Raw genomic sequence first — 9606 nt, 5'->3', positions numbered from 1 at the left:
GGTCCGAACGGTTCCCCGTCCGGGCCCGCGGCCCCGTCGAACGCCTGCTCAGACCGCCCGGTTGCGCCGCTGGGCCAGCTCGTCGGCCGGGTCGTGCCCGACCATCGTCTCGCCGGTGTCGGTGCGCTCGGCGTGCAGCCGCCCGAGGGTGAGCTCCAGCTCCTGCCAGACCGCTCCGACCGCGATGCCGAAGACCCCCTGACCGCCCTTCAGCAGGTCCACCACCTGCTGCGGCGTCGTGCACTCGTACACCGTCGCGCCGTCGCACATCAGCGTCATCCCCGCCAGGTCGGCCTGGTCGGCGGCCTGGAGGTGGGCGACCGCCACCCGGATGTTCTGCAGCGAGACACCCGCGTCGAGCAGCCGCTTCACGATCTTCAGCAGCAGGATGTCGCGGAAGCTGTAGAGCCGCTGGCTGGTCGACGGGTACGCGGTGCGGACGCTGGGCTCCAGCAGTCCGGTGCGGGCCCAGTAGTCCAGCTGACGGTAGGTGATGCCGGCCGCCGCGCAGGCCGTCGGGCCCCGGAAGCCGAGCAGGTCGGACGTCGGGGCCAGCCGTTCGATGGCCGGCTGGCCCGCCTGTACGGCCGGGAACCTGCCGACCCGGGGGAAATCCGTGACGGTGCGAGCGGTGCGCGGCATGTGCACGGCGCACCGGCCTCCCACGGCCGCGTCATCGCCGGTGCTGCTCATGCCTGCCTCCGTCCACTTGTGCTGCGGGCAACCCGACTGCGGGCATCGGCCACCCGGACAGCCACTCCTGACGGTAGGCAGTCCCCTATGACCCGTCAACGATCGCCACGCCGGGCCAGACAAACCACATCACTCAGGAGAGTGGTTTTTCGTGCCCCTAGTGTGGGTAGATGGACGGATTTTGGCAAAACGATGGGCCGAAAGGCCGCACGGTCGGGCCCCGCTACTGCGGGCCGCTGCCGCCGAAGTCCTCGGGCGACACCTGGTCGAGGAACTCGCGGAACTTCTCGACCTCGTCCTCCTGCTCGTCCGGGATCGCGATGCCCGCCTCGGCGAGCACCTCCTCGCTCCCGTAGATCGGCGTGCCGGTGCGCAGCGCCAGCGCTATGGCGTCGGACGGCCGCGCGCTCACCTCGACCCCGCCGGCGAACACCAGCTCGGCGTAGAACACGCCCTCCCGCAGGTCGGTGATCCGGACCTCGGTGAGCTGCTGGCCGAGCGCCTCCAGGACGTCCTTGAAGAGGTCGTGCGTCAGCGGCCGCACCGGCGTCATGCCCTGCTGGGCGAAGGCGATCGCGGTCGCCTCGCCGGGGCCGATCCAGATCGGCAGATAGCGATCTCCCCCGACCTCCCGCAGCAGCACGATCGGCTGGTTGGAAGGCATCTCCACTCGGACACCCACGACGTCGAGCTCATTCACACAGGCAACCCTATGGCTCCGCTCCCGGATATGAAAGCGCAGGGCCGACGCCGCTGGTCAGCGCGGTGCGGCCAAGGGCGCGCCGCGGGCGGCACGCGCTATCCGCGCGTCCGCATCCCGGCCTGGACCATGGCCGCGTGCAGCCGTACGGACAGCGTCGCGAGCTCCCGGGCGGTGGCCTCCGCGTGCGCCCTGGTCTGCGGGTTCCGGTGCCGGCGCAACGGCGCCACCACCTGTTCCACCAGCGCGATCTCGCGGTCCGCCGCGGCCTTCATGGCGCGCAGGTGCCGGGGCTCCAGCCCGTACCGGCCGAGCTCCGCGACCAGCCGGGCCACCTGGAGCGCCTCGCCGTCGTAGCCGCCGTCCGGTCCCGGGGCGACCAGCCCGTAGGACTCCCACTCGGCCAGTTCCGGCTCCCCGGCCTCGGCCGCCGCGAGCAGTTCGGCGCGCCCCAGCCGGACGCCGGAGGGCACCTCTCCGCCGGCCACCAGCTCCCGGTCCGCCTCCTCCAGCGGCCCGGGCCGGGTGTCGGCGGCGGAGGGCAGCGCGGGCGGGTTCTCACCGCGCTCGATGGCGTCCAGGTGCTCCCGGATCACCCGCAGCGGCAGGTAGTGGTCCCGCTGCATGCGCAGGACGTAGGCCAGCCGCTCGACGTCGGCCGGGCTGAACTTGCGGTACCCCGAGGGCGTGCGCTGCGGCTCGACCAGTCCCTCCGCCTCCAGGAAGCGGATCTTGGAGATGGTGACCTCGGGGAAGTCGTCGCGCAGGAAGGCCAGCACCGCGCCGATGCTCAGCAGCTCGTCACCGCCGCGCCGGCGGCCGGCGGGCCGCTCGGCCCGGACCGGCTGCCGCGGGCCCGCGACCACCCCGCGTCCGCCGCGGTCCGCCTGCGGACCGGACGGGGTTGGGGTGGCCGCCCCGAGAGAAGAGGAAGGGGTATTCGTATTCACTCGGGCTCCTGCCGACGTCGTTTTCAGTACCCCCGGTTGTGGCCGGCGAAGAACACCAGCCGGTACTTCCCGATCTGCACCTCGTCGCCGTTGTTCAGCGGCACCTCGTCGATCCGCTCCCGGTTCACGTAGGTGCCGTTGAGGCTGCCCACGTCCGCGACGCTGAAGCCGGCCGGGGTGCGGCGGAACTCCACGTGGCGGCGCGAGACCGTGACGTCGTCGAGGAAGATGTCACCCTGCGGGTGGCGACCCGCCGTGGTGACGTCCGAGTCCAGCAGGAACCGGCTGCCGGAGTTCGGACCGCGCTGCACGATCAGCAGGGCCGAGCCCGGCGGCAGCGCGTCGATCGCCGACAGCACCTCGGCCGACAGGGCCGGCGTGGCGCCGGTGCCGGTCGTGGTGGTGGGGTCGTACGACTCCAGGCCGGAGATGGAGATGGTCGACGTGGTCTCCGCCGCCCCCTCCGGGAGCAGGCCGCCGCGCAGCGCCGTGCCGCAGTTGGAACAGAACCGGGCCGCGGCCGGGTTCCGGTTGCCGCACCTGGGGCACGGAGTGGGGCCAGCCATGTTCACAGCCTCCTGGCGCGGCACACCCGACGGGTTGTGCCCGGCGTACGGATCCGGGGCAAACCCTCCACCAGAGGTTGAGGGTCCTGACGGGAAACCTATGCGCGGCTCGCCGGAGGGGTCAACCGACGCGCCGTAGCCCGCCTGATTCCCCGCGTACTGGGCGGCGCCGCCGTCCCGGTACAGCTGCTGACCTGCGTACGGCGCGGCCTCGGGGGCCGGGCGCATGCCCGGCACTGCGGGCTCGTCCTCCGGTCGGCGGTGACGCGCGGTGGGCGCCTCGACGGCGGCGGCGTCACGGCCCTTGTTACGACCGAACAACTTCGAGAAGAAACTCACGGGCGAATCCCCTTGCGTGTGACAGACCCGCCCGCGGGGCAGGGTGAGAACCTCGGACATGCTGCGGGCCCGGTCGTTACGGCTCGGGCCCGCTGGAGTGGTACTCCGGCGGTTGGTACTGCGGTTGTTGCTCCGGAGCGTACTGGTGCGAACCAGTCTCGCCCATGTGACGGCGGCGCCCCGCAGCGGGTGCCGCCCGCCCTTGACGGGCCGTTCGCCGGGCGCCCCGTCACTTCGAAGCCGGCTTGGCGTACTGCGGCGACTTCGGGTCCACGAGGGCGTCGACGACCACCTTCTGCTGCTGGGCGATCGTCGCCCGCGCCTGGTGGCTCTCCAGCGTGCGGACGACACCTCCCGGGATGTTCAGCGCGGGTGTCAGATCCTGCGGGTTCCCCACGACCGTGAAGCGGTAGGGCTGCGAGACCTTCTTCCCGTCGATCTGCACCCCACCGGCCGACAGGTCGGTGAAGTAGGTGTTGACCACCACACGCACATCGTTGATCTGAATCGCCTCCGCCCCCGCCGCTCGAAGTTCTTGCAGGGTGTCCAGCAGCATATCTGCCTTCACCTGCCCTTGGGGATCATCGACCGTGAGTACGATGCCCGGACCAGTGGCTTTGACGGTGCCGGCGAGCACGCCGAGCTCCGTCCCCTTCTTCCTGGTCTGCTCCTGGGCCTCCTTGGCCTGGTTGGAGCTGTTCTCCAACTTCGCCAGGGACTGCTCCAACTCCGCCTTCTCCTGCTGAAGACGTTGCTGACGGCTGTCCAGTTCATCGAGGATCCTCACCAGGTCCTCCTGGCGGGCCCCGCGGAGCTGACTGTGGTGGTCGTTGGTCGACCGCACCTGGATCGCCAGCCCCAGGCCGAGCGAGAACAGCAGCAGCGCCACCACCAGCTGCCCGCGCGACAGCCGCGGCGGCCAGAGCGCCGCCTTCAGGCGCCGCCGGCCGGCACTCCGGTCCGCGACGGGCTCGGGCTCGGGTTCCGGCTCGGTCTTCGGCTCGGCCCCGGGGGCCGGCGCGGTGACCTTCGTGAGCCGCAGCGTCGGCTCGGGCACCGAACCGGCCTGAAGCTCAGCCTTAGCGTCAGACTTCTCCTCCGAGGCGACGACGGGCTCCACGGCCTCGGCGGTCTCCCCGGCCGTCCCGGCAGCCTCGTCCGCGTCCGCCGCACCGTCCGTCCGAGGTGCGTCCACGACCTCCCGGACGGGCTTCGAAACCGCCTTCTCGACCGCTTTCCCGCCCGGCTCTCCAGCCGGTTTCCCGGCGGCCGGCCCGGCCACCGCCGCCTCCCGCCCGTCCTCCGCCGCGGGCTCGCGGCCCGGCTCAGGCACGGAAGACATGGCGCCGGATCGCGGCCGCGTTGGAGAAGATGCGGATGCCGAGGACGACGACCACGCCGGTGGACAGCTGCGAGCCGACGCCCAGCTGGTCACCGAGGAAGACGATCAGTGCCGCGACCACCACGTTCGACAGGAACGAGACGATGAACACCTTGTCGTTGAAGATCCCGTCGAGCATCGCCCGGACGCCGCCGAACACGGCGTCCAGCGCCGCCACCACCGCGATCGGCAGGTAGGGCACGACGGCGTCCGGCACCTCGGGTTGGACGAAGAGGCCGACGACCACCCCGATCACAAGACCCAGTACGGCAATCACGGTCTGGCTGCTCCTGTCCCTGTCGTGGTCTTGGTGGTTCCGGTCGGCGGACGCCGCTTGGCGGTGGAAGCACCGCTGGTCGGGGCCGACGAGGCGGAAGCGGAAGGCGAGGCCGACGGTGAGACGGACGCGCCGGGGCTCTCCTGGGTTCCGGCTCCGGCCGGCGCCGTTGCGCCCGCGGTCGCCGGAGGCGAGGCCTCGGGCGTCACCGGCTGCGCGGTCCGCAGCGTCACCCCCACCGCCGCCGGCAGCGTCAGGTTCTTCTGCACGGAGAGCGTCGACTTGATGCCGTACTGCTCCTGGAGCAGCCGCAGGTACTGCCCGGCCATGTCCTTCTCGAAGGCGGTGAGGAGCTTCGAGCCGTCCCCGATCGCCTGGATGTTGTACGGCGGCACCAGCGGCCGGTTGTCCACCAGCACCGCCTCGCCCGCGGCCCGGATCGCGGACAGCGCGGTCAGCCGCTGGCCATTGATCGCGATCGCCTCGGCCCCGGATCCCCAGAGGCCGTTCACCACCAGCTGCAGGTCGCGGTCCCGCAGCCGGCCGCTGTTGGAGAAGCCCTGCCCGGCCCTCGGGTCGACGTTGCCGCCGCTGCCCGTGCCCGCGGCGTCCTCCAGGACCAGCTTCACGCCCGGCCCGGTGACCTGGCCCAGGCCCACGGCCCCGCTCACCCCGCCGGGATCGGCGTCGCCCGAGGCGAGCGCCTGCTGCTGCGTGCTGTCGACCTTGAGCCGCAGCTCCTGCACCTGCTTCTGCAACCGGTCGGCCGAGGTGTTGCTGTCGTTGATCCGGTGGATCAGCGCGTCCCGTTCCTTGGCCAGCGAGGGCTCGGCCTTGTGCGCGTTCACCGCGCCCACCGTCACCACCGCGCCGACCAGCGCCAGCCCCGCCCCGAGCGTCAGCAGCCCCGGCAGGGTCCCGGGTATCCGGCTGTCGCGGGCACCGCCGCGCGCGGCGGCCGCCTCCGCGTAGCCCTCGTCCAGGCTGTGGTCCATCACGTTGGTCAGCAAGGACATCGAGGCGTCCGGGCGGTTGTACCGTCCGTTCGGGGCACTCGGCGTCGGCGTCGCTGGCATGGAGACCATCGTCCCATGTCGTCGAGGGGGCCCGTGCACGGCCCCTGAGCTGCACACACGCTGCACACATGACGGAATGTGACGGAATATTCCGAATGATGTGAAAACGGACAGAGGGGCGCGCGGGTCACACCGCGCGCCCCGCCGTCTGAGGCGGTTCCGAGCTCAGCTCCTGATCGTGCTCAGTCCCGGTTCGTCACCGTCCCGCTCCGTCGACCACGGCCGCCCACTCGTCCAGCAGCGCCTCGGTGGCCTCGTCATCGGGGCCCTCCGCCCAGAGGTGGGTGACCGCCTCGGCCGGGTCCGGGAGCACCAGCGTCCAGCGCCCGTCCGCCTCGACCACCCGGACGCCGTCGGTGGTGTCCAGCCGACGGCTGCCGGCCGCCTCCACCACCGAGCGCATGACCATGCCCTTGGCGGCCCACGGCGTCGCGATGTCCCGGCGCCGGATGTGCGCCTGCGGGATCCGGGCGTCGATCTGGCTCAGCGTGAGCTGGGTCCGCGCCACCAGGCCGACCAGCCGGACGAACGCCGCGGCGCCGTCCAGCACCCCGCTGAACTCGGGCACCACGAAGCCGCCGCGCCCGTCCCCGCCGAACACCGTGCCCTCGGCGGAGGCCGCCTTCGCGAGGTCGTCCGGCGTCGTCGTGGTCCAGATGACCTGGGTGCCGTGGTACGCGGCGACCTGCTCGGCGATCCGGGTGGTGGTCACCGGCAGTGCCACCTGCCCGCTGCGCCGCTCGGCGGCGACCAGGTCCAGCAGCACCAGCAGGGCCCGGTCGTCGTCGATCACCCGCCCGAGTTCGTCCACGAACGCGACGCGCTCGCCCACCGGGTCGAACCGCACCCCGAAGGCCGCCCGCGAGGAGGCGACCAGCTCACCGAGCCTGGCCAGGCCGGCCCGCCGCGTTTCCGCGTCCTCGGTCGGCCGCGCCTCGTCCAGCCCGCTGGAGACGGTGAGCGCCTCGACCCCGAGTCGGCCCAGGATGCTCGGCAGAACAAGGCCCGCGCTGCCGTGCGCGGTGTCCACGACCACCTTCAGCCCGGCCTCCCGGACTCCGGTCGTGTCCACCGTCCGCAGCAGGTTTCCCGCGTAGGAGTCGAAGACGCTGGAGGGGAAGGTCAGGTCCCCGATCTCACCGGGGAAGGCCCGCCGGAACTCCTGGCGCGCGTAGACGCGGTCGAGCTTGCGCTGGCCGGCCTGCGAGAGGTCCGCCCCGCGCTCGTCGAAGAAGAGGATGTCCAGCGAGTCCGGCACACCCGGCGTGGTCCGCAGGAAGATCCCGCCCGCGCTCCCCCGCGCCGTGTGCTGCCGGGCCACCGGCATGGGCACGTTCTCGAGGTCGCGGACGTCGATCGCGGAGGTCTGGAGCGCCGAGATCATCGCCCGTTTGAGCGCACGCGCACCACGCGAGTGGTCACGCGCGATGGTGACGGTGGCACCCTTCTTCAGCGTCGTCGCGTACGCCCCCGCCAGCCGGACGGCCAGCTCCGGGGTGATCTCGACGTTCAGGATGCCCGAGACGCCGCGGACCCCGAACAGGTGCTCCTGGCCGCGCGACTCCCAGATCACCGAGGTGTTGACGACGGCGCCGGCCTCGATGGTCTTGAACGGGTAGACCCGGACGTTCGCCCCGATGATCGACTCCTCGCCGACCAGGCACTCGTCCCCGATCACCGCGCCGTCCTCGATCCGCGCGGCCCGCATCACGTCGGTGTTCTTGCCGACCACGCAGCCCCGCAGGTTGCTCTGCGGCCCGACGTACACGTTGTCGTGCACCACCGCCCTGTGCAGGAACGCGCCGCGCTTGACGACCACGTTGCTGCCCAGCACGGTGTGCTCGCGGATCTCCACGCCGGCCTCGACCTTGGCGTAGTCCCCGATGTACAGCGGCCCGCGCAGCACCGCCTCCGGGTCCACCTCGGCGCCCTCGGCGACCCAGACCCCCGGGGAGATCTCGAACCCGTCGAGCTCGACGTCGACCTTGCCCTCCAGGACGTCCGCCTGGGCCTTGCCGTAGCTCTCGTGGGTGCCCACGTCCTCCCAGTAGCCCTCGGCGACGTACCCGTAGACCCGCTTGCCCTCCTTCAGGAGCTGGGGGAAGACGTCACTCGACCAGTCGACGGACTCGCCCGCCGCGACGTAGTCGAAGACCTCGGGTTCCATCACATAGATACCGGTGTTCACCGTGTCGGAGAAGACCTGCCCCCAGGTCGGCTTCTCCAGGAACCGCTCGACCCTCCCCTCCTCGTCCGTGATCGTGATGCCGAACTCCAGTGGATTCGGCACCCTCGTGAGACAGACGGTGACCAGAGCGTTCTTACTGCGGTGAAAGTCGATCAATTCCGAGAGATTGAAGTCGGTCAACGCGTCACCGGAGATCACCAGAAAGGAATCGTCCTTGAGCGCGTCCTCGGCGTTCTTGACACTCCCCGCAGTGCCCAGTGGCGTCTCCTCGTGGGCATAGGTCAGATGCATGCCCAGCTCTTCGCCGTCACCGAAATAGTTCTTGACCAGCGACGCCAGGAACTGCACGGTGACGACGGTGTCGGAGAGGCCGTGCCGCTTCAGCAGCCGAAGCACGTGCTCCATGATCGGCCTATTGGCGACCGGAAGCAGCGGCTTCGGCATGCTGGAGGTCATCGGGCGGAGTCGGGTGCCCTCGCCCCCTGCCATTACAACGGCTTTCATTACGGGTGCGTCCTCCTTCGCGGTGGTGGACCGGCAGGTCCATCAAAGCGTTCCAGAAGGTTCTCTACCCGGAAGGTATCGTCCGACGCACCGAGGAGGCGTGGGGCTTCTCTCAGATCACGTCTCAGACTGTGGACGCCGGGCCCGCGGTGCTCCCCCGGACGATCTGCCGCGCCTGGACCGCGTAAAGAATCGCGGCCCACCAGTACAAGGTCGTCCCCCACCAGATGAACGCCCAGCTCACCACCTCGGCCGGCCGGGCGATCCAGCTGTCGACACTGCCGAGCAGCAGAAGCGGAAACGCGTACATCAGATTGAAGGTCGCGGCCTTCCCCAGGAAACTCGTCTGGAGCGGTCCGTAACCGCGCCGGGCCAGAATCGGCAGCAGGCCGGCGATGAATGCCTCACGGGCCAACAGGATCGCGGTGAGCCACCACGGCAGAATCCCACGCCACGTCAACCCGACCAGCGTGGACAGCACGTACAGCCGGTCGGCCAGCGGATCGAGCAGCTGCCCCACCCGGCTGATCTGCCCCCACCGGCGGGCGAGCTTCCCGTCCAGGTAGTCGCTGATCCCGCTCAACATCAGGATCAGCAGTGCCCAACCGTCATTGTTGGGCCCGTCGAAGACCGGCCACAGGATGAGCCAGAGGAAGAGCGGAACACCGACCAGCCGGCCCATGCTCAGCATATTGGGGATGGTGAGGACGCGATCGGTCTGGACCCGCGTCTCCTGGACCTCCACCCGGGGGGCCTCCTGTCCCGTGTGACGACAATTGCATGTTGACCCTACAACAGAGAAGCCCCCGACCGGTTCACCCGGCGGGGGCTTCTCTAGAAGAATTGTTCGGCGGCGTCCTACTCTCCCACAGGGTCCCCCCTGCAGTACCATCGGCGCTGTAAGGCTTAGCTTCCGGGTTCGGAATGTAACC

General features: G+C 70.6%; 9 protein-coding genes and 1 rRNA gene. All 10 read right to left on the bottom strand.

The window, feature by feature from the left end; translation table 11 throughout:
• Nucleotides 1–48 precede the first annotated feature (48 nt).
• The gene (locus ACFU7Z_RS28635) at nucleotides 49–693 is read right to left on the bottom strand and encodes a MerR family transcriptional regulator (protein ID WP_049653260.1); all 645 of its coding nucleotides are present in this window, start codon (nucleotides 691–693) and stop codon (nucleotides 49–51) included.
• A gap of 223 nt (nucleotides 694–916) precedes the next feature.
• Nucleotides 917–1393 carry a bifunctional nuclease family protein gene (locus ACFU7Z_RS28630; RefSeq protein ID WP_030303568.1) on the bottom strand — a complete coding sequence of 159 codons (477 nt, stop codon included), beginning with the start codon at nucleotides 1391–1393 and terminating at the stop codon, nucleotides 917–919.
• Between the two features lie 98 nt (nucleotides 1394–1491).
• Complete coding sequence (locus ACFU7Z_RS28625) at nucleotides 1492–2187, bottom strand: MerR family transcriptional regulator (protein WP_198959445.1); 696 nt, start codon at nucleotides 2185–2187, stop codon at nucleotides 1492–1494.
• A gap of 179 nt (nucleotides 2188–2366) precedes the next feature.
• The gene (locus ACFU7Z_RS28620) at nucleotides 2367–2909 is read right to left on the bottom strand and encodes an FHA domain-containing protein (protein ID WP_049653265.1); all 543 of its coding nucleotides are present in this window, start codon (nucleotides 2907–2909) and stop codon (nucleotides 2367–2369) included.
• A 568-nt stretch (nucleotides 2910–3477) separates the two neighbouring features.
• Entirely contained in the window at nucleotides 3478–4368 is an 891-nt protein-coding gene (locus ACFU7Z_RS28615) for a DUF881 domain-containing protein (RefSeq protein ID WP_380780577.1), read from the bottom strand.
• Nucleotides 4369–4573: 205 nt separating this feature from the next.
• Nucleotides 4574–4906, bottom strand: a complete 333-nt coding sequence (locus ACFU7Z_RS28610; RefSeq protein WP_030062488.1) for a small basic family protein — start codon at nucleotides 4904–4906, stop codon at nucleotides 4574–4576.
• Entirely contained in the window at nucleotides 4903–5982 is a 1080-nt protein-coding gene (locus ACFU7Z_RS28605) for a DUF881 domain-containing protein (RefSeq protein WP_380780574.1), read from the bottom strand. Before ACFU7Z_RS28605 ends, ACFU7Z_RS28610 begins: the two co-directional genes overlap by 4 nt.
• A gap of 196 nt (nucleotides 5983–6178) precedes the next feature.
• Nucleotides 6179–8674: a mannose-1-phosphate guanyltransferase gene (locus tag ACFU7Z_RS28600; protein WP_049653268.1), complete on the bottom strand. Its 2496-nt coding sequence runs from the start codon at nucleotides 8672–8674 to the stop codon at nucleotides 6179–6181.
• Between the two features lie 124 nt (nucleotides 8675–8798).
• Nucleotides 8799–9419, bottom strand: a complete 621-nt coding sequence (locus ACFU7Z_RS28595) for a CDP-alcohol phosphatidyltransferase family protein (protein ID WP_049653270.1) — start codon at nucleotides 9417–9419, stop codon at nucleotides 8799–8801.
• A gap of 100 nt (nucleotides 9420–9519) precedes the next feature.
• Nucleotides 9520–9606, bottom strand: a 5S ribosomal RNA gene (gene rrf / locus ACFU7Z_RS28590); the annotation flags it as partial.

Origin of the sequence: Kitasatospora sp. NPDC057518, assembly GCF_042802075.1 — a bacterium.
Lineage (GTDB): Bacteria > Actinomycetota > Actinomycetes > Streptomycetales > Streptomycetaceae > Kitasatospora.
Note: the sequence above shows the minus strand (reverse complement) of the source record. Positions and strands in the feature narration are given on the sequence as shown.